Below are 18,825 nucleotides of genomic sequence, written 5' to 3'. Positions count from 1 at the left end.
TTCTGCCGGTGATCTCATCCAACAGAGGTTCCTTCGCGTGGAACAGGCAGTGGCATTAGGTGTACTGGCAGTGTCTGGTTCCCCGCGCCGGCCCCGGCCTACGCTTGCCGATATGGACACCGGGACCGAAGCCAGCGACTTCCTCCGCACCCGTCGCGACCGCATCACCCCAGAAGCGGCCGGCCTCACCGCCTCGACGACCGGTCGGCGCGTAAAGGGCCTGCGCCGGGAGGAAGTCGCCACCCTCGCCGGGGTCAGCGCCGAGTACTACAACCGGATGGAACGCGGCAAGCTCGCCGGCGTCTCCGAATCCGTCCTCTACGCCGTCGCACGAGCGTTGCAGCTCGACGAATCCGAAGAGCAGCACCTGTTCGACCTCGCCCGCGCCGCGAACGCCGAGCACGCCCTGACGCGACCCGCGCCCAAGCGCACCTCCGCGAAGTTCCGTGCCAGCAACCGGGTACAGCGCATCCTCGACGGGATGAGCGAGCTGCCCGCGTACGCCCGGAACGGACGCACCGACATCATCGCGATGAACCAGCTCGGCGCCGCCCTCATGCCGGCCCTGGTCCCCAACGGCAACGAACCGGCGAACCTCGCCCGGTACCTCTTCCTCGACCCGTCCTCGCAGGAGTTCTACGACGACTGGGAGCGCGTCGCCCGCGACATGGTCGCCGCGTTCCGCATAGAAGCCGGCCGCACCCCCTTCGACCGTTCCCTCACCGACCTCATCGGTGAGCTCACCACCCGCAGCGACCCGTTCCGTACCTGGTGGGCATCCCACAACGTGCGGCTGCACACCAGCGCCACGAAGACCCTGCACAACCCTACGGTCGGAGAGGTCGAAGTCACCGGAGAAGCGCTCACCCTCGCCAGCGAACCGGACATCACGATCATCACCTACGTCACCGAACCCGCCTCGGTCTCCGAAGAACGTCTCCGCGTCCTCGCCAGCTGGGCCGCCAGTAACGACCCGACCACGGCACCCACCAAGACCCAGTAACCGCGGCGGGCTCACCCCTCGCGTCACCTGCACCCGCTCGACACTCCAGCCGCACAGGCCGGCGTTGTCGTGCCCATCGAAAGGATCGACCCGTGAAGTACACCCGCCTCGGGAACTCCGGCCTCAAGGTCAGCAGCATCGCGCTCGGCTGCATGAGCTTTGGTGACCCCGCCAGCGGCCACTTACAATGGTCCCTCCCCAAGGACGACGCGCTGCCGTTCTTCCGGCAAGCCCTCGACCTCGGCATCACCTTTTGGGACACCGCGAACGTGTACTCCTACGGCGACTCCGAGCGCATCGTCGGTGAAGCACTCCGCCAGTTCACCAACCGCGACGAGATCGTCCTCGCCACCAAGGCCCACTTCTCCGACAAGCCCGGCACCGGTCCCGGCCTGAATGTAGCGGGCCTGTCGCGGAAGGCGATCATGCAGCAGATCGACGCATCCCTGACCCGACTCGGCACCGACTACGTCGACCTGTACCAGATCCACCGCTTCGACCCCGAGACCCCAATCGAAGAGACGATGGAAGCACTCCACGACGTCGTGAAGGCCGGCAAGGCCCGCTACATCGGCGCGTCCGCGATGTGGACGTGGCAGTTCGCCAACATGCAGCACATCGCGGACCTGCGCGGCTGGACCCGATTCGTATCCATGCAGGACCAGTACTCGCTCCTCTACCGCGAAGAAGAGCGCGAAATGTTCGGCCTGCTCGCCGACCAGGGCGTCGGCAGCATCCCCTACAGCCCCCTCGCCAAGGGCCGCGTCGCCCGCCCCGCCGGAGAACAGACCCAACGTTCCTCCGACGACCCCGTGGGCAACAGCTTTTTCGCCGACACCGAACGCGACCGCCCCGTTATCGACGCCGTGCAGCGCATCGCAGAGACACGCGGCGTCCCGATGGCGCAGGTCGCGATGGCCTGGGTGCTCAGCAATCCCGTCGTCGCCGCGCCCATCATCGGCGCGACCAAGCCCCGCCACCTCGACGACGCAGCCGCAGCCGTCGACATCGACCTCACCCCCGACGAGCACACCGCACTCACCGAGCACTACACGGTCCGCGCCGCCGGCGGCTTCTGACGGCAACGCAACATCACTGTTGGCTGGTAAGACGCCAGCGGCTTGACAGTCGCGGGCGGGGGACACGTCACATAGCGAAGGGCAAGCCAGAGCGTGGACATTCGCGTCGGTTTTGCGAATGAATCCGATGTCCTCACGGACATCTCCAAGCAGTTTCTACGGCTCGCACGCTCGGGCACCGGGCCCGCGGCTGCTCGCCGAGCTCGATTCGCGAGGTTGTCGATCCAGCTGCTGCGCAGGCGGAGCGCCCTCTCGGCGCTGGCTATCGCCGTCGCCACCGCGATCGCGATGTTCGCCCAGAGGGGCAGTGTCACCTACGTCGGAATGGTGCCGATCGCGGCGCGCACCGGAGGGATCTGCGAGACCGGATCGGCCAACTGCAGCATGCCGACCGTGACCCCCGCGAGAACGATGACCGTCGACGCGGCCGCGATCGTCCGGCTGAGGCGTGGGCGCCGGCGCTCAAGTCGCGCTCGGCGCCCCTCCGCGGATTCGGGGTGGGGCGTGAGAAGTGTCTCCGAGCCGTCGGGCGCGATGAGGTGGCATCGCTTCATGCCGAACCCACCCACGGCGACCTCGAGGATGCCGCCCTCGACGACGAAGCGTGCGGGCAGCGTCGAGATCGCCGTCTGCGCCCCGTCGCGGTACAGCCGTGCGCGCACCTCTCCGTCGCGCGCATCGCCCAGCTGACGGACGTCGACGGCGTAGCGCGCTTCCGGTGTGTCCAAGAAGAACAGTGACCGGTGAAGAATCTGCCACCAGCGGAAGGGTGGCAGAGACTGCCCATCTCCCGGTCGCACGCGTCGTTTCGCGCGTCGTTCACTCCACGTCGACATGGCCACTCCCCACTATCACGCTGTACTAAATCTAGGCGTTCCCAAACTAACACACTGTACTAGTAGGATCTCAGCGGAGGGATGCATGGAATTCGATGACGGAGCGACGCCGACCACGCGCGACCGGATCCTGATCGCGGCGGCGACGATGCTCGGCGAGGATCCGACGGCGAAGCTCAGTGTTCGGGCGGTGGCCGCCAGGGCGGGCGTCAGCACGGGGTCACTGCGACACTTCTTCCCGACGCAGCGCGAGTTGATCGATGCGGTGGTGGCGGGGATCTACCGGGTCGCCGCGGCTGATGAGTCCATCCGTGACACGACCCGGCCCGCGGTGGATCGTCTGACGGAGTGCCTGTGGCAGATCCTCGCCCTTGTCGGCTCCGGTGAGCAGGCCCGCGAGATGTGGCGCACGACGTTTCGTGCCTACATCCTGTCGGCGCCCTCGGTCGGCGACGCAGAGACGTATCTTGCTCTCGAGCGGGGCGGCCGTCGGCGTATCGAGCAGTGGCTGCATCTCCTTCGCGCCGAGGGGGCGGTGCGTCCCGGCGAGATCGAAACCCACGCGCGGTTCCTGAGCTCGGTGCTCAACGGCATCTCGATCGAGCGGGCGCTCCCCTCCGACGGGGCGCGTACCGTCTTCGAACGCGAGACCCTCCGGCTGGCGGTGGCGACGGTCATCGAGGAGGGTTCGTCCGCGTGACGATCCGTCGATTGACCGCCGTTCACCGGCCGCGAGGATCACCACGGCCACTTGGTCCGTCTTGCCTCACGTCAAGATGTCCGGGAGTGAGTGATGCTTGCCTCACGTGAAATGTCCGCGTAGCTCAGGCGGCGGGGCGGGTGCCCTGGGTGCGGGCGGCGGCGAGTTCGATGAGTTGTTGCTGGATCTGGTTGATCCGTCGGGTGATCCGTGCCGGGTTCAGCTTCGCATGCTCGCGCTCCAGTCGGGCGCGGGTCTTCTCGTCGAGCACACCGGCGTCGAGCAACCGCTGGTAGGGGGTACGTGGCTTGTCGTAGACGCGCTTCTTCCGGCCGGCTGCGGTGTGGGTCCAGTCGATCGCTTTCACGCAGGGCAGCAGATGGTTCTTGCGGGCCATCACGAAATCCCAGAGCTCGTTGAGCAGGGTCATCTCCGCCTCGGTCTCGTAGCGGTAGCGGAACGCGTGTTTGCGGACCCAGTCGCCGTTGCGTTGCTCGACGTGCGCGTTGTCGTTGTGCTTGTAGGGACGCCCCCGGGTGACGGGGATCTCCTTCTTGTCCGCCCAGGCGATCACGCCCCAGTTCATGAACTCGGATCCGTTGTCGAAGTCGAGCCCGGCGACCGGGACGGGCGCGTTCTTCACCATCCATTCCAGGGCGCCGTGCACGTGCACGTAGGCGTTGTTGCGGATCGTGCGCAGCATCGTCCACCCCGCGACCGGGTCGGTGCCGGTCAGGGTGCGCAGGAACTCGCCTTTGAGGGAGTGGCCGCAGTGCGCGACGGTGTCCAGCTCCAGGAACCCCGGGACGGTCAGCGGGGCGTCCATGCTGGTGCGCGTCGGGATCGAAGAGCGCAGGATGTGGGACGGCTTCGTGCCCGAGACCGCGACCGGGTAGGCGGCGTCCTTGTGCGGTTTCAGGTACCGGTCGATCGTCGCGGCGCTCATCGATCGCAACTCGTCCAGCACCTCCGGTGTGACCCGCTGCTCGACCTTGCCGAGCTCACGGAAGCGGACGAGGCGTTCGAGGGTGTCGTCCATGATCGCCGCGAAGTACTTTCCCGACGGCTGCCCGGACAGCCGCCAGACTTCTTGCAGCACCACGAGCGCATCGTAGGAGTACTTCCGCTCACGCGGCTTACGCTGCTGATCGCGCGCGGCACCTTTGCGTGCGTTCGCGGCACGGATCGCGCGGCGCGCGTGATCACGCGTCCAGCCTGTCGCGTGCACAAGCTCGTCCAGCAGCCGGCCCTTCTCTTCCTTGCCTGCTTTCGCATACTCGCGGGCGAACTTCTTCGTGATCTCACGGCGCGCCGCCATCGACAACTCCCTGCTCATCACCCCAGGGAACTACGCGGACATTCCTACGTGAGGCACGCGCAGCCCTTCCCGGACCTTTTAGCTGAGTCTCGTCGTGGTCTCGTCCGTGCGGACGCTGCACCCTATGCTCTAGCCATGACTGACGAGGACGACCTCAGGGCGCGCGCGGTTCAGCGGCTCAAGGCGAAGCAGCACTTCTGGTCGGCGCTGGGTACGTGGGTCGTGCTCTCGGCGCTGTTCGTGGTGATCTGGGTCGCCACGGGAATGGGCGGATTCTGGCCCATCTGGCCGATCGCCGGAATCGGCGTCGGAGTGGCCTTCACCGGCATCCGTGCCTTCGGCCCCGGCCGCAGCGGTCCGAGCGAGTCGCAGATCCAGTCCGAGATGCGCCGCCTCTCCTGATCCGAACGGGCTGAAGATTCAGCTCTGCGGTATTTCACCGTGACCGGGTCGGCAGCCAGACGGTCAGCTTGGCGGGGTTGAGCATGATCCACACGTCTGTGATCAGGCCGCCCTCGACGTGAAAGCTCATGACGCCAATCGGTGTCTCGTCGACGCGGATGACCAGCCCGAGTCCGTCGCCGACGGGCTGTTCGTTCGCTACCAGCTCCGGGTTCTTCGCGCCGATGCCGAGCAGGAACCGAGCGACCCGATCCGCACCGGCCACGACGTTCGGGGCGGCGTTGACGACGCCTCCGCCATCCGACCGCAGCTGGACATCGGGCGCGAGCACGCGCATGAGCTGGTCGATGTCGCCCGTCTGGCTCGCCGCACGAAAGGCGCGGACGGCGGCATCGTGATCAGCGCGCGGCACGAGACTCGTCCGGCTCTCGCGCACATGTCGCCTGCCGCTCGCGGCGAGCTGGCGCACGGCGGCGGGTGAGCGCCCCACGATGTCGGAGATCTCCGCGAAGGGCATGCCGAACACGTCGTGCAGCACGAACGCCACCCGCTCCGCGGGCGTCATCGCCTCGAGCACGATCAGCAGAGCGGTGCTGATCGCGTCATCGAGCGTGACCCGCTCGAGCGGATCCGCCGCCAGCGCCCCTGCGGTGACCGAGTCCCCCGTCGCCGGCGCGGTGCCCGCGAACAGGTCGGCGGGCACCGGCTCGGGAAGCCACTGCCCGATGTAACGCTCCCGTCTCCGTCGCGCCGAGCCGAGCACATCCAGGGCGATGCGACTCGCGGTGCGGGTCAGCCATCCGCCGACGTTCTCGATCCCGCCGCGCTCCTCCTCCCCGAGTCGGTACCAGCGCACGTACGTCTCTTGCACGATGTCTTCGGCATCGGCGAGAGTGCCCGTCATCCGGTACGCCAGCGACAGCAGGCGCCGGCGTTCGCTGAGCACAGCATCCAGATCCTCGGTCATCGAATCCTCCTCGCGATCGACCGGCACCACTGCCTACTCTGACGACGATCATGCTCAGAATGTGAGCATGTCGCCTCACACATCGCCTGCGCGCATCGTCAGGTTCAGTGGAGCGGCCGTTCGGAGGTCGCGCGAGAGCGAGGATGAGCGCACATGAGGATCGCGGTTGCAGGCGGCACGGGAACGGTCGGGCGCCACGTCGCGGAGGCGGCGCGCGGGGCGGCACACGATGTCGTCCTGCTCACGAGGCGCAGCGGCGCGGACGTCGTCACCGGCGAGGGGCTGCAGGTCGCGCTCGACGGGGTGGATGCTGTCATCGACGTCACGAACACGTTCACGCTGTCGGCGGGTCGGTCGCGTACCTTCTTCGGGACGGCCACGCGCAACCTGATGGTGGCCGAGAAGGCGAAGGGCGTCGGTCACCACGTCGCGCTGTCGATCGTGGGCATCGACGGCATCGACGCGTCGTACTACGCCGGCAAGCTGGCGCAGGAGCGGGCGGTCGCCGCGGGGGACGTGCCGTACACGATTGCGCGAGCCGCGCAGTTCCACGAGTTCGCGGGGCAGCTGCTGGCGGCCTCGCGCGGGCCGATCGCCGTCATGCCCCGGACCCTCATGCGTCCTGTCGCAGCGCGCGAGATCGGAACGCACCTGGTCGCGCTCGCCGAGGCGGGCCCCATCGGTCGGGCGCCGGACCTCGTCGGTCCGCGCGACGAAGAGCTCGCCGATCTCGCCCGCCGACAGCTGGCGTTCGACGGCATCCGCCGGCGCGTGCTCGAGGTCCGGCTGCCCGGATCGTATGGGCGTGGGCTCGCCTCGGGGGCGCTGCGCGGGGGTGCCGGTGCGCTCCGCGGCACGATCACGTTCGATGACTGGCTGCGCAGTGCGGATCACGCCCGCCCCGCCGCCTGATGCCGGGCCGCCCCTCCCCGGTGGGCTGACGGTCGCGACGGCGCGGTCGGCGCGGTCGGGATGGTCGGGATGGTCGGCGCGATCTGCATGGTCGGGATGGTCTGGATGCCGAACCCACATTTTTGCTGCGAGCCACCATGCGACGAGTGGTGGTTCGCTGCAAAAATGTGGGTTCGCCAGGGTGCGGCGGGTCGGGGGCTCGGCAACGGGGGGCGGGGCCCGGGGCCCGCGGTCGACGGGCCCGGATCAGCGCATCAGCGCCGCGAGCTCGGCGCGGTTGCGGGCGCCGGCCTTACGCAGCAGTTTCGACACGTAGAACTTCACCGTGTGCGGACTGATGCCCATCGCCCGCGCGATCTCGGCGTTGCGCGCGCCGAGGGCGAGATGGCGCAGCACGTCGCGCTCCCGTTCGGTCAGCTCGGCGGCATCCTCGAGCGGTGACGGCACGGGTGCGAGATCGAGCGGAATGGCGATGCCGATGTCGGTGCCCCACCCCAGGGTCGACGAGACCGTCATCTCGCCGTCCAGGGCGGCGACGTTCTCGACGATGGGACGCAGCGCATCGTCGTGCGCGTGCAGCTCGCCGCGCCCGTCGTCCCGGATGCCCATCAGCAGATGGAGTCCGTCGCAGTCCCACTGCACCCGCACGCGTCGCGCCTGCGCGCCGTCGGCGATGGCGAGCACCGCATTGCGCACGATGGCGCGGGCGGCCTGGGCGACATCGCCGGGCAGCGCGCGGCCGTTCACGGGGGGATCGATGTACTGCACGTCGAGTTCGCCGAAGCGCACGAGCGGGCGCAGCTCGGCCTTGAGGTGCGCGAAGGCGTCCACGACCGACTCGAGCAGCTCCTGGTGCCGTTCGTCCTCGCTGCTGCGCAGCGCGACGAGCGCCGACCCGGCCACATCGATCGCCGTCTGCCGCGCCGCGCGGTCGTCGAGCCGCGTCGAACGCAGGATCGCGAGCAGCGATTCCAGGGTCACCGCGTGCCGGTCGGTCTGTTCGGCGAGGGCTCGCGCGTGATCCGACATCCACACGCGGTCAGACCGGGATGCTGTGGATGCGCTGGTCACAGCATCCACCCTATTCGAACAGGCAGTACTAGCCGAACGGCTAGCGATACTCTCCTTTCGGCGGAGCGCACCGCCGCACGCACCGGCGCAGGATGGAGCGATGCACACCGCGATCTCCGACCCCGTGAGAGATCTTCGCCGCATCGGCGCCGAGACGGCGCAGGCTCTCGAGGCGATCGCCGCGACTCAGAATGACGCGCTCGCCGCGACCATCGAGGCGATCGGCGCCGCGCGGCGCGTCTTCGTGCTGGGTGCCGGTCGATCGGGCCTTGCCCTGCGGATGACCGCCATGCGTCTGATGCACCTCGGACTGCACGTGCACGTCGTCGGCGACACGACGACGCCGGCGATCGAGGCCGGGGATCTGCTGCTCACCGCGAGCGGGTCGGGTACGACGGGGGCGGTCGTCCGCGCCGCGACGACGGCACGCTCCGTGGGAGCCCGGATCGCCACCCTCACCACCGCGACGAGCTCGCCGCTGGCAGAGCTGTCCGACACCGTCATCGTCGTGCCCGCCGCCGACAAGCTCGACCGCTCGGGCGCCGCGTCGGTGCAGTACGCCGGCAGCCTCTTCGAGCAGGCCGTCGCGCTGATCGGAGACGCCCTGTTCCACACCCTCTGGCAGCGCAGCGGTCAATCGGCCGACGACCTCTGGCCACGCCACGCCAACCTCGAATGAGACCCGGGCGGGCACCCGTCCGCCACTCCCCGCAGAAAGCAGACACACATGAAGATCCAGTTCGCCATCGACACCCTCACCACCGAGGCCGCCCTCGACCTCGCCGCGGCCGCCGCCCCGCACGTCGACATCCTCGAACTCGGCACCCCCCTCATCAAGAGCGAGGGGCTGTCGGTCATCACGGCGATGAAGCAGGCGCACCCCGACAAGGTCGTCTTCGCCGACCTCAAGACGATGGATGCCGGGGCCCTCGAGGCCGAGATCGCCTTTGCCGCGGGGGCCGATCTGGTCACCGTGCTCGGTGCGGCCGACGACAGCACGATCGTCGGCGCGGTCGAGGCTGCGAAGAAGCACGGCAAGGGTGTCGTCGTCGACCTGATCGGCATCGCTGACAAGGCCGCCCGCGCCCAGCAGGTCGTCGCCCTCGGCGCCGAGTTCGTCGAGATGCACGCGGGCCTGGACGAGCAGGCGCAGGAGGGCTACTCCCTCGACGGTCTGCTCGAGGCCGGCCGTGCGGCAGGTGTGCCCTTCTCCGTCGCGGGGGGCGTCAACGCCGGCTCGATCGCCGCCGTGCGTGACTCGGGCGCCCGCATCGCCGTGGCCGGGGGCGCCATCTACGGCGCGCCGGACGTCGCCGCGGCCGCAGCCGAACTCCGCGCCGCCGCGGCCTGATTCCGCCTGGCCGGGGCCCGACCCGGCGCGGCCTGATTCTGCGCCAACCCACATTTTTGCAGCGAGCCACCAGACGACGCATGTGGGGTCGCTGCAGAAGTGTGGGTTCGAGACGGGTGGGCCACGGGCGGCCCGCGGGCCCGGAGCGCAGCATCCCGCGCCTGGATAGTCTGGATGCACATCGCCGCCACCACCGCTGGGACCCCGTGCCGCACACCGCCCTCTCGTCACCGTCGTGGCGCGCGTGGCTGATCTGGGGCGTCGGCGTCGCGGCCTACATGCTCGCGGTCACCAACCGCACCTCGCTGTCGGCGGTCGGCGTCGACACGGCCGAGCGGTTCGACGCCGACGCCTCGACCCTGTCGATGTTCGCCGTGCTGCAGCTGGGCATCTACGGGGCCATGCAGATCCCCGTGGGGCTCCTGCTGGATCGCTACGGGGCGCGGCCCATCATGACGATCGGCATGGTGTTGATGGCGGTCGGACAGCTCGCGATGGCGTTCTCGCCCAACGTCGGCATCGCGATCGCTGCGCGCCTGCTGCTGGGCGCCGGCGACGCTGCCGTCTTCCCGAGCGTGCTCCGCCTGATCGCCACGTGGTTTCCCGCTCAGCGCGGCCCCGTGATGGTGCAGATGACCGGCATCCTCGGCCAGCTCGGGCAGATCGTCTCGGTGATTCCGCTCGCGGCCCTGCTGCACGCCACGTCGTGGACGATCGCCTTCGGCAGTGTCGCCGGTCTCGGCGTGCTCTTCGCGGTGCTCGTGTTCGCCCTGATCCGCAACCATCCGCCCGAGCGGTCGGCCGACGTCTCGGTCGATACGTCGACCGGCGCCATCCGGGTCGTGACCTCGGCGGTCGACACGCGGGTGGGGATCCGGGCGGCGTGGTCGCACCCGGGCACGCGGCTGGCGTTCTGGTCGCACTTCACGACGCCGTTCGCGGGCACCGCCTTCATCATGCTGTGGGGCGTGCCCTTTCTGACGGTCGGCGAGGGGCGCACCCAGGGCGAGGCGGCGCTGCTGATGACGACGCTCGTGCTCGTGGGCATCCTGATCGGACCCTTCATGGGCCAGCTCTCGAGCCGTCTGCCGCACATCCGCTCGCGGTGGCTCGTCCTGCCCGCCATCGCCGTGCAGATGGCCGTCTGGCTCGTCGTCATCGCCTGGCCCGGGCCGGCCCCGCTGTGGCTGCTGTACGCGCTGGTCGTGGCGCTCGCGCTCGGGGGGCCCGCGTCGATGATCGCGTTCGACCAAGCCCGCACGCACAACCCGAGCCACCGCCTCAGCACCGCGACCGGCATCACGAACTCCGGCGGATTCCTCGCGGGCCTGATCGCGATCTTCCTCATCGGACTCGCTCTCGACCTGCAGGGAGCGGGCACGCCCGACACCTACACGCTCGATGCCTTCCGCATCGCGTTCCTCACCCAGATTCCGCTGTGGATCCTCGGCGCGGTCTTCATCTCGCTCGAGCGGCGTCGCACCCGCGTACACCTGGGCCTCGACAAGCCCAGGCGCCCGCACGGGCGGGGCTGACAGCATCCCCCGCGGCGCCCGCGTTGATCGTCGCGGGGCCCGCTCATCCCGTGCGACGCAGGAGCACGACCGTATCGTCCAGCGTGGCGGACGCGCCGGTCGGATCGGTCGCCGGGCGAGCGCGCACCTCGGCGATGACGACCTGCCATTCGTGCTCGTCGAGGGAGAGGTCGGCAAGCTCCTCGTCGGGTGTCGGGAAGCTGCGGGGACCCTCATGGCCGTCGGTGTGCGTGTGGCGGGCCCAGGGCGGCGGCGCCGCATGGGAGACGATCAGCAGATGACCGCCCGGCACGACGCGGTCGGCCGCCCTGCGCACGATCTCGGTGCGCGCCAGAGCGACGGGCGACTGCAGAAAGCTCGCCGCGACCAGGTCGAAGCGCTCTGTGCTCGACCACGAGGCGAGGTCGGCGGCCGTGAAGTGCGCGCGTTCGCTCGGGATGCCGGCGGCCCGGGCGGCTTCGGAGGCCCGACGCACCGCGCGGGTCGAGATGTCGACACCGGTGGCGTGCCAGCCGTTCTGGGCGAGCCAGATCGCATCGCCGCCCTCGCCGCAACCGAGGTCGAGGGCCGACCCGGGGGCGAGGGAGGACGCGACGCCGACGAGCGAGGCGTTCGGGCGGCCTGACCAGACCAGACCACTCTCGCCGTATCGCCGCTCCCAGAACTCGGCGGGGCCGGCGGGGCCGGCGGGGCCGGCGGTGCTGTCCGGGGCGCGGGGCGCGTCGGCGACGTCGCCCGCTCCCTCGCGCTCGGCCACGGCGAGGTCGAAGTCCTCCGCGGTCAATGCGGCGTTGACGGCCGCCCCCGTCATCGACCCGGTGCCGATCGAGGACGGAACATTCGCGTACGGCGCGACGACGTTGCCGACGGCCCACACGCGCGGGTTGCTCGTGCGACCGAGCGGATCGACCTCGAGCACAGTGCCGGCGGGGGTATCGGCGCGTGCGAGTGCGAGGCTGCCGAGGAACTGGTCGTGGGGCAACGGGGCTCCCGTGGTGAAAAGGGCATCCACGCCGAAGATCGCGCCGTCCTCGGTGCGCACATCCGAGAGCTCGCCCCCCACGCCCCGGAGCTCGACCACCGGCGAATCGACGACCACGACGCCGCGCGAGGCGAGCCGGGCCTCGATGGCAGAATCGAGCCGGCCGACGAGTCCCGTGAACACCGTGACGGATCGGCTCAGCTGCCGGACGAGTTCGGCCTGATGCACCGCTGCGGGTGATGTCAGGAGTACGCCGAGCCGCTGGTCGCGCACCTCCCAGCCGTGGCAGTAGGGGCAGTGCAGCACGCTCGTGCCCCAGCGCTGCGCCAGCCCCGCAATCGGCTGCAGCTCGTCGGAGATGCCGGTGGCCACGACGAGCGCACGCGTCTCGAGCACATCTGCCCCCGGCATCCCGACCCGCAGCAGGCCGTCGGATTCGGTGACGCGCTCGACACGTCCGCCCCGGAAGGTGACGCCGTACCCCTCGGCCTCCGCGCGGCCGCGGGCGGCCAGCGCCTGCGGGGGCAGGCCCTCGTGCCCGAGCACCCCGTGCATGTGCGCGGCGAAGCGGTTGCGCGGTTCGCCGGCGTCGACGACCAGCACCCGGCGTCGGGAGCGGCCGAGCATGAGGGCCGCGCTGAGCCCTGCGGGCCCGCCGCCGACGATGATCGCGTCCCAGGGAGTATCTCGCATGGGGCCAGCATGCGCCGAGTACGCTGTTCCGGCAAAGAAGATTGCAGAAATGGCAAGGAGGTGGACGTGCACGAACTGGAACAGGTCGGCCCGCGACTGCGGGCGGTGCGCAAGGCCCGCGGCTGGACGCTCGATGACCTCGCCGAGCGCGCGGGGATGTCGGCGAGCACCCTGTCGCGCCTCGAGTCGGGCAAGCGCCAGGCCGGACTCGAGCTGCTGCTGCCGCTCACGCGTCAGCTCGGAATCCGCATCGACGATCTGCTCCCCGAGCACGAGCGCGACCCGCGGGTCCGGCGCCCCGTCATCCATCGGGACGGGCTGATCATCGCGCCGCTCGCGCCGGAGGACTCACCGGTGCACACGTATCGGATCACCTACCCCATCGGCGTCGATCTGCCCGAGCTGCGCACCCACGACGGCTTCGAGTGGCTGTACGTGCTCTCGGGTCGGTTGCGGTTGCGGTTGGGTGCGCAGGATCTCGTGCTCGCCCGCGGGGAGGCGGCCGAGTTCGACACCCGCGTGCCGCACGCGATGTCGGCGGTGGGGTCGAGACCCGCCCAGGTGCTGAGCATCTTCAACGCCGACGGCGCGCGCATCCACACGCACGCTCCCGCTCCCGCCGACTGACTGAGCCCGCGCGGCGCCCCGGCGCGCCTGCCCGCCCCCTCGTCCGCGCGCTCCCGGCGTAGAATCGCGTGTGCCCTCCCAGCCCCCCGCCGCCCCGAGCGGCATCGACCCCGCCGACCTCGCCACGACCCTGCGCGTGCTGGCGGGCATGGCCGCGGTCGACGAGACGCACCCTGACTACGTCGCCGTCCGCCGCGCGACGGCGGCGATGTTCAAGGCCGTCAAGAAGGAACGCCGTCGCGAGATCCGCGAGGCGATCCAGCGCGCCGACCGCAGCGTCGTCGCAGCCACGGCCACCGGAGCGCCCGACCGTATCGACGACGAGACGCGCGGCATCCCGATCAGCACCCGCACGACGACGCCGACGGCGGGCACGCTCCTCAAGGCGCGCGGATGCTACATCTGCAAGCAGCCGTACACCCTGGTCGACGCCTTCTATCACCAGCTTTGCCCCGACTGCGCGGCGATGAGCCACGCCAAACGCGACGCCCGCACCGACCTGACCGGCAGGCGGGCGCTGCTCACGGGCGGACGCGCCAAGATCGGCATGTACATCGCGCTCCGGCTGCTGCGCGACGGCGCCCACACGACGATCACCACGAGGTTTCCGCGCGACGCCGTGCGGCGCTTCTCCGGCCTGCCCGACGCCGCCGACTGGATCCATCGCCTGAAGATCGTCGGAATCGACCTGCGCGACCCGGCGCAGGTGATCGGCCTCGCCGACGACGTCGCGGCGGCAGGGCCGCTCGACATCCTGATCAACAACGCCGCGCAGACGGTGCGGCGCTCGCCGGGGGCCTATCAACCGCTGGTGGATGCCGAGCTCGCGCCCCTGCCCGAGGGGCCGCTGCCCGAGCTGGTCACCTTCGGGCACACGAATGACCAGCACCCGCAGGCGCTCGAGCGCTCGGTCGCGGCGCACCCCGTGCTCGCGGCCGCGGCGGCGCGGGCCGACGCGCTCACCGAGCAGGCGATGGCGGCGGGATCCAGCTCGCTCGACCGGCTCGCGGCGGGCACCGCGATCGACGCCGGAGGTCTTGTGCCCGACCTGCACGACGTCAACTCGTGGACGCAGTCGGTGGACCAGGTCGATCCGCTCGAGATGCTCGAGGTGCAGCTGGCGAACACGACGGCCCCGTTCCTGCTCGTCTCCAAACTCCGCGTCTCCCTGGCGGCGAGCCCCGCGCGGCGCACCTACATCGTCAACGTCAGCGCGATGGAGGGTGTGTTCGGTCGCGGATACAAGGGCCCCGGCCACCCCCACACCAACATGGCCAAGGCGGCGCTGAACATGCTCACGCGCACGAGCGCCCGCGAGATGCTCGAGAGCGACGGCATCCTGATGACGAGCGTCGACACGGGCTGGATCACCGACGAACGGCCCCACCCGACGAAGGTCCGCCTGGCGGAGGAGGGCTTCCACGCACCCCTCGACCTCGTGGACGGCGCCGCGCGGGTCTATGACCCGATCGTCCGCGGCGAGGCCGGGGAGGACGTGTTCGGCGTCTTCCTCAAGGATTACGCGCCCGGCTCCTGGTGAGGTCTGCCCGGGTGCGTAGGTGGGATGCTGGGAGCCATGACCGCCCCCTCCCTGCTGACCGAGATGCCCGATCCCCAGTTCGTGATGTCGAACGAGGGTCACCGGATCGCGACCTACACGTGGGGCGACCCGCAGGCAGACCCCGTGCTGTGCGTGCACGGGTTCTCATCGAGCTGCCGCGACAACTGGGTCAACACCGGGTGGGTGCGAGATTTGACGCGCGCGGGGTATCGGGTGGTCGGTGTCGATCAGCGCGGTCACGGGGCGAGTGACAAACCGCACGACCCCCGGGCCTACACGATGGACGCCCTGATCGCAGACCTCGAGATCGTGCTCGACACCTACCTGGTCGACGAGGCCCGCTACGTCGGGTACTCCCTCGGCGCACGGGTGGGGTGGCAACTGGCGGTCGAGGAGTCGCTGCGCGTCTCGCGCGCGGTTCTGGGCGGCATTCCGGATGGCACGCCGCTCGGCCGCCTCAAGCTCGATGAGGCCCGCGCGTTCGTCGAGCACGGCACCGAGATCACCGACAAGACCACGCGCAACTATGTCACGCTCTCCGAGCGCGTGGCGGGCAACGACCTGCGCTCGCTCGTGGCGCTCGCGGAGGGCATGCGCCTCGGCGACGCCGACCCGGATCCCGCCGATCCGCCTCGGCAGCCGATCCTGTTCGCGACGGGCAGCGAAGACGCGATCCTCGAACGCTCTCGTGCCCTCGCCGAGGCCACGCCGCACGGTTCGTTCGTCGAGATCCCCGGGCGCCATCACTTCAACACCCCCGGCTCGCGCGACTTCCGCGCCGCGGCAGTCGAGTTCCTGGCGGGCTGAGGGCGGGTTCCGCGCGGGCGGTGCCCTTCGACAGGCTCAGGGCGCGGGTCCGGGCTCGGGGCGCGGGTCCGGGCTCAGGGCGTGCGTGCGAGGTCGGCGATGATCGCCCGCGCGCCTCGCTCGCCCGAGACCAGCGCACCCTGGATCGAGGCCGTGTCGCGGTGATCTCCGGCGACGTAGACGCCCGGCTGGGCCCTGACCGACCGGCGTGTGCGCAGCGGAGCCGGCTGCGCCGGCAATGCGTCGGCGATGTCGTCTCGCCGCAGCAGGCGCCACGTCGAGGCCTCAGAGCCCCAGAGCTCGACGAGCTGCCGCCGCACCACAGCTTCCGTGGCTGCGGGTCGCCCGGCCCCGAGCAGGCAGGTCGCCTGCACGAGGTGCATGCCGTGGGGTGCATATGACGGTGCCGTCGCGCTCATCACGGCGGTGTTCACGATCGGTCCGTCGCGCCGCCCGTCGACGGTGAGCAGGGGGGATGCCGCCGGTACGGCCTCCGCGGCGAACCACCACGTCTGCAGACCCTTCATCGCCGGTGCCGGTAGCGAGGTCAGCGCGGGCAGTGCGCGCGGATCGACCGCGACGAGGACGGCGCGCGCGGACATCGTCTCGGCATCGTCGACGGAGACCTCCGTGCGATCTCCCCGCGCGGACAGGCCGCCCACGCGCCGAGACACGCGGATGCCGGCACCCGCCGCGCGCGCGTAGGCGGCCAGCTGCGCGGGCAGCGCGGCGATCCCCCGATCGGGCACACCCGGACGCCCGAGGATGAACATCCGCACCAGAAGGCGGGCGAAGGCGTCCGATGTCCCTCCGGCATCCTCCGCGAGCACGCCGGAGAGGAAGGGCTCGAGGACCTCCGTGCGGAGGGGCCCGCGCAGGCCCACACGATCCCAGCCATCCCGCAGGGCGCGGTCGGCACCACCGATGACGGCCGCGGGCCGCACCAGCACCGGCGTGGTCCAGCGGGCGAGGGCGACAGCATCCCGAGGCCCGATCAGCCCACTGCGCAGCGTGGCCCGCAGCCGGCGTGGATGTCGGAGGGGGTGTGCGAGCTCGGCGAAGCCGGACGCACGCCGCACCCGCACGCCGACCGGAAAGGCGCGCATCCGCAGGGACTGCGCGTCGACCCAGCGCCGCACAGCGGGATAGGCGGGGTTGAGCACCTGGAAACCGCGATCGAGCAGGAACCCGTCGACGCGATCGGTGCGCTGGCGCCCGCCGACGGCGCCCGCCGCCTCGAGCACGACGACGTCGAGCCCTGCTCGCGCGAGACGTTCGGCGGCGCGCAGGCCGGCCAGGCCCGCTCCGATCACGATGACGTCGTGCGTCTCCACCCGATCGAGCCTAGGGGCCGCCGCCCCCGTCGCGGCCGGTGCGGCGCCGGCGGGGGAGGCGACCGGTGCCGGATCAGTCGAGTGCGCGCCGCACGAGGTCGGCAATCCGCTTCTCGGTCGCGGCACTCATCGACACGAGGGCGAAGGACGTCGGCCACATCTCGCCGTCGTCGAGGCTCGCCCCGTCGTTGAAGCCGAACGTGCAGTACCGGCTCTCGAACTTCGTCGCCGCCTGGAAGAAGCACAGCACCTTGCCGTCCTTGGCGTAGGCGGGCATCCCGTACCAGAGCTTCGGATCGAGCTGGGGTGCGGTGGTCACGACGATCGCGTGCACGCGCTCTGCGAGGGCGCGTTCGTCGGTGGGCATCTCGGCGATCTTCTCGAGAACGGCCTGAGCTTGATCGGCTTTCTTCGCGCCGCCCTTCTGCGCGCGCAACTCGGCGGCGCGCTCCTTCATCGCCGCACGCTCGGCTTCGGTGAAGCCGTCGGTCTCGGTGTCCGTATTCGCGGCCATGATGTCCTCTCGGTCCGTCCGATCGTCGGCTGCCCGGCGGTCGTCGCTGCGCCACGACCTAGACTGGAGGCATCCCCACGTCTACACAAGGTTCCGCCGTGTCCAGCCCGTCCGCATCCGCCGCCAGCCCCGCCGCACCCGCGCAGCGCTTCGCGTTGCGCCACGTGCAGCTCTCGCGCGCCGCGATCGCGGCGATCGCGGCGATCATGATCACCTTCTCGGGCGATCATTCCGCCGCTGTGGGGCTCGCCGTCTTCAGCGGCTTCGGCATCGCGACCGCGCTCGTGCTCTTCGCGGCCGGGTGGCTCACCTATCCCGCGGGCCGCCGCGCAGCGCCGGTCTCGATCGGAGCCTTCTCGCTCGTGGCGGGCATGCTCGCGGGCGTCGGTCCGTGGCGCTCGAGCGCCCTCTTCTTCGGCATCATCATCGTGTGGGCCCTCACCACGGGCGTGATCGAGCTCGTCGCGGGACTGCGCGATCGCCGCCGTGCAGAGGTGCCGCGGCCCGAGGCGCGCGACACCCTCACGGTCGGGGTCATCACGCTCGCGCTCGCCGCGGGAACGGCCCTCGTCCCCGCCGGGTACGCGCTGGAGTACACGATCGCCGAAGCCGACGCGACCTACACCCTGACGGGAACGGTCATCGCCGTCGGTGTCTTCGGGGCCTACGCGGCGATCGTCGCGGTGTACCTCGCGATCGCGGGCTTCTCCCCGCGGCAGCCGGTGGCAGCATCCACCCCCGAACCCGCACGTTCCGAGGACCACGCATGAGCGACCGACCCACCCGCCGAGACCTGTTGCGCCCCGTGCAGCTGCTGGGCATCGCCTTCGCGTGCGCCGTTTTCGCGGGCGGCGTGACCTTCATGACCGCCGGTGGGTTCCAGCCCGCTGTCGGTGCGGCGTCCGCGCTGCCGCTCACCGGGATCGTCGCCGGCATCACCTTCATCGTGGTGCTGCTCGGCCTGTCGTTGCTGCTTCTCGCGGTCGACCCCGCCGAGGTCGAGCGCCCGATCGACCGCCCGGTGCTGCTGCCCGAGGAGGACGACCGGCCCCCGGCATCCGGCCCCACGGCCTGACGCGCGCCTCGCCGGTCGGGGCCCGCGCGGCCGTGCCCGACCCGGCCTCGGGCGCCCG

At 70.5% G+C, this 18,825-nt stretch carries 20 protein-coding genes; 13 read left to right on the top strand and 7 right to left on the bottom strand.

The features are described from left to right. The first annotated feature begins 112 nt into the window (after positions 1-112). Positions 113-1,003, top strand: a complete 891-nt coding sequence (locus tag AB2L57_RS17180) for a helix-turn-helix domain-containing protein (protein WP_409047683.1) — start codon at positions 113-115, stop codon at positions 1,001-1,003. Positions 1,004-1,095: 92 nt separating this feature from the next. Then, positions 1,096-2,082, top strand: a complete 987-nt coding sequence (locus AB2L57_RS17175; RefSeq protein WP_409047682.1) for an aldo/keto reductase — start codon at positions 1,096-1,098, stop codon at positions 2,080-2,082. Positions 2,083-2,396: 314 nt separating this feature from the next. Here the strand turns inward: AB2L57_RS17175 and AB2L57_RS17170 are convergent, their stop codons facing one another. Further along, a complete protein-coding gene (locus tag AB2L57_RS17170; protein WP_409047681.1) occupies positions 2,397-2,810 on the bottom strand; it encodes a hypothetical protein in 414 nt (137 codons plus the stop codon). A gap of 193 nt (positions 2,811-3,003) precedes the next feature. Between AB2L57_RS17170 and AB2L57_RS17165 the strand changes: the two genes are divergently transcribed. Then, positions 3,004-3,618, top strand: a complete 615-nt coding sequence (locus AB2L57_RS17165) for a TetR/AcrR family transcriptional regulator (protein WP_409047680.1) — start codon at positions 3,004-3,006, stop codon at positions 3,616-3,618. A gap of 124 nt (positions 3,619-3,742) precedes the next feature. On the opposite strand, the gene AB2L57_RS17160 is transcribed toward AB2L57_RS17165, so the two are convergent. Next, positions 3,743-4,954, bottom strand: a complete 1,212-nt coding sequence (locus AB2L57_RS17160; RefSeq protein ID WP_409046856.1) for an integrase — start codon at positions 4,952-4,954, stop codon at positions 3,743-3,745. A 117-nt stretch (positions 4,955-5,071) separates the two neighbouring features. Between AB2L57_RS17160 and AB2L57_RS17155 the strand changes: the two genes are divergently transcribed. Beyond that, positions 5,072-5,338: a 2TM domain-containing protein gene (locus AB2L57_RS17155; protein ID WP_409047679.1), complete on the top strand. Its 267-nt coding sequence runs from the start codon at positions 5,072-5,074 to the stop codon at positions 5,336-5,338. Positions 5,339-5,372: 34 nt separating this feature from the next. Here AB2L57_RS17155 and sigJ read toward each other — a convergent pair whose 3' ends face one another. Then, positions 5,373-6,305: an RNA polymerase sigma factor SigJ gene (gene sigJ, locus AB2L57_RS17150; RefSeq protein ID WP_409047678.1), complete on the bottom strand. Its 933-nt coding sequence runs from the start codon at positions 6,303-6,305 to the stop codon at positions 5,373-5,375. Between the two features lie 153 nt (positions 6,306-6,458). Between sigJ and AB2L57_RS17145 the strand changes: the two genes are divergently transcribed. Further along, positions 6,459-7,217, top strand: a complete 759-nt coding sequence (locus AB2L57_RS17145; RefSeq protein WP_409047677.1) for an SDR family oxidoreductase — start codon at positions 6,459-6,461, stop codon at positions 7,215-7,217. Between the two features lie 246 nt (positions 7,218-7,463). Here AB2L57_RS17145 and AB2L57_RS17140 read toward each other — a convergent pair whose 3' ends face one another. Then, positions 7,464-8,288: a LuxR C-terminal-related transcriptional regulator gene (locus AB2L57_RS17140; RefSeq protein ID WP_409047676.1), complete on the bottom strand. Its 825-nt coding sequence runs from the start codon at positions 8,286-8,288 to the stop codon at positions 7,464-7,466. Between the two features lie 100 nt (positions 8,289-8,388). Here AB2L57_RS17140 and hxlB point away from each other — a divergent pair, with 100 nt between their 5' ends. From hxlB to AB2L57_RS17125, 3 genes are all read left to right on the top strand, one after another. Then, the gene (hxlB, locus tag AB2L57_RS17135) at positions 8,389-8,967 is read left to right on the top strand and encodes a 6-phospho-3-hexuloisomerase (protein ID WP_409047675.1); all 579 of its coding nucleotides are present in this window, start codon (positions 8,389-8,391) and stop codon (positions 8,965-8,967) included. Positions 8,968-9,015: 48 nt separating this feature from the next. Then, positions 9,016-9,639: a 3-hexulose-6-phosphate synthase gene (hxlA, locus tag AB2L57_RS17130; RefSeq protein ID WP_409047674.1), complete on the top strand. Its 624-nt coding sequence runs from the start codon at positions 9,016-9,018 to the stop codon at positions 9,637-9,639. 206 nt (positions 9,640-9,845) lie between these two features. Continuing rightward, positions 9,846-11,174: an MFS transporter gene (locus AB2L57_RS17125; RefSeq protein WP_409047673.1), complete on the top strand. Its 1,329-nt coding sequence runs from the start codon at positions 9,846-9,848 to the stop codon at positions 11,172-11,174. A 43-nt stretch (positions 11,175-11,217) separates the two neighbouring features. Here AB2L57_RS17125 and AB2L57_RS17120 read toward each other — a convergent pair whose 3' ends face one another. Next, on the bottom strand, positions 11,218-12,849 hold the full coding sequence (locus AB2L57_RS17120) for an FAD-dependent oxidoreductase (RefSeq protein ID WP_409047672.1): 1,632 nt from the start codon (positions 12,847-12,849) through the stop codon (positions 11,218-11,220). Positions 12,850-12,915: 66 nt separating this feature from the next. Here AB2L57_RS17120 and AB2L57_RS17115 point away from each other — a divergent pair, with 66 nt between their 5' ends. From AB2L57_RS17115 to AB2L57_RS17105, 3 genes are all read left to right on the top strand, one after another. Next, positions 12,916-13,476 carry a helix-turn-helix domain-containing protein gene (locus AB2L57_RS17115; RefSeq protein ID WP_409047671.1) on the top strand — a complete coding sequence of 187 codons (561 nt, stop codon included), beginning with the start codon at positions 12,916-12,918 and terminating at the stop codon, positions 13,474-13,476. A gap of 70 nt (positions 13,477-13,546) precedes the next feature. Continuing rightward, the gene (locus AB2L57_RS17110; RefSeq protein WP_292810530.1) at positions 13,547-15,016 is read left to right on the top strand and encodes an SDR family oxidoreductase; all 1,470 of its coding nucleotides are present in this window, start codon (positions 13,547-13,549) and stop codon (positions 15,014-15,016) included. Positions 15,017-15,052: 36 nt separating this feature from the next. Continuing rightward, a complete protein-coding gene (locus AB2L57_RS17105) occupies positions 15,053-15,844 on the top strand; it encodes an alpha/beta fold hydrolase (protein ID WP_292810528.1) in 792 nt (263 codons plus the stop codon). Positions 15,845-15,918: 74 nt separating this feature from the next. Here AB2L57_RS17105 and AB2L57_RS17100 read toward each other — a convergent pair whose 3' ends face one another. Both AB2L57_RS17100 and AB2L57_RS17095 read right to left on the bottom strand, forming a co-directional pair. Continuing rightward, on the bottom strand, positions 15,919-17,178 hold the full coding sequence (locus tag AB2L57_RS17100) for an NAD(P)/FAD-dependent oxidoreductase (protein WP_409047670.1): 1,260 nt from the start codon (positions 17,176-17,178) through the stop codon (positions 15,919-15,921). Between the two features lie 73 nt (positions 17,179-17,251). Further along, positions 17,252-17,692 (bottom strand): iron chaperone, encoded by a 441-nt coding sequence (locus tag AB2L57_RS17095; RefSeq protein ID WP_292810525.1) that lies wholly within the window; start codon positions 17,690-17,692, stop codon positions 17,252-17,254. A 98-nt stretch (positions 17,693-17,790) separates the two neighbouring features. Between AB2L57_RS17095 and AB2L57_RS17090 the strand changes: the two genes are divergently transcribed. Both AB2L57_RS17090 and AB2L57_RS17085 read left to right on the top strand, forming a co-directional pair. Beyond that, positions 17,791-18,462, top strand: a complete 672-nt coding sequence (locus AB2L57_RS17090) for an acyl-CoA synthetase (protein ID WP_409047669.1) — start codon at positions 17,791-17,793, stop codon at positions 18,460-18,462. Continuing rightward, complete coding sequence (locus AB2L57_RS17085) at positions 18,459-18,767, top strand: amino acid transporter (protein ID WP_409047668.1); 309 nt, start codon at positions 18,459-18,461, stop codon at positions 18,765-18,767. The genes AB2L57_RS17090 and AB2L57_RS17085 overlap by 4 nt, the downstream gene beginning before the upstream one ends. The last annotated feature ends 58 nt before the right edge of the window (positions 18,768-18,825 follow it).

The sequence above is a fragment of the Microbacterium sp. HA-8 genome (genome assembly GCF_046111165.1).
Classification (GTDB): domain Bacteria; phylum Actinomycetota; class Actinomycetes; order Actinomycetales; family Microbacteriaceae; genus Microbacterium.
The sequence above is the reverse complement of the archived record's forward strand: the minus strand, read 5'-3'. Positions and strand labels throughout refer to the sequence as shown.

Coding starts and splice junctions, on each gene's coding strand:
- AB2L57_RS17180 (WP_409047683.1), top strand. CDS start 113: ATGGACACCGGGACCGAAGCCAGCGACTTCCTCCGCACCCGTCGCGAC.
- AB2L57_RS17165 (WP_409047680.1), top strand. CDS start 3,004: ATGGAATTCGATGACGGAGCGACGCCGACCACGCGCGACCGGATCCTG.
- AB2L57_RS17160 (WP_409046856.1), bottom strand. CDS start 4,954: ATGAGCAGGGAGTTGTCGATGGCGGCGCGCCGTGAGATCACGAAGAAG.
- AB2L57_RS17155 (WP_409047679.1), top strand. CDS start 5,072: ATGACTGACGAGGACGACCTCAGGGCGCGCGCGGTTCAGCGGCTCAAG.
- sigJ (WP_409047678.1), bottom strand. CDS start 6,305: ATGACCGAGGATCTGGATGCTGTGCTCAGCGAACGCCGGCGCCTGCTG.
- AB2L57_RS17145 (WP_409047677.1), top strand. CDS start 6,459: ATGAGGATCGCGGTTGCAGGCGGCACGGGAACGGTCGGGCGCCACGTC.
- hxlB (WP_409047675.1), top strand. CDS start 8,389: ATGCACACCGCGATCTCCGACCCCGTGAGAGATCTTCGCCGCATCGGC.
- hxlA (WP_409047674.1), top strand. CDS start 9,016: ATGAAGATCCAGTTCGCCATCGACACCCTCACCACCGAGGCCGCCCTC.
- AB2L57_RS17120 (WP_409047672.1), bottom strand. CDS start 12,849: ATGCGAGATACTCCCTGGGACGCGATCATCGTCGGCGGCGGGCCCGCA.
- AB2L57_RS17105 (WP_292810528.1), top strand. CDS start 15,053: ATGACCGCCCCCTCCCTGCTGACCGAGATGCCCGATCCCCAGTTCGTG.
- AB2L57_RS17095 (WP_292810525.1), bottom strand. CDS start 17,692: ATGGCCGCGAATACGGACACCGAGACCGACGGCTTCACCGAAGCCGAG.
- AB2L57_RS17085 (WP_409047668.1), top strand. CDS start 18,459: ATGAGCGACCGACCCACCCGCCGAGACCTGTTGCGCCCCGTGCAGCTG.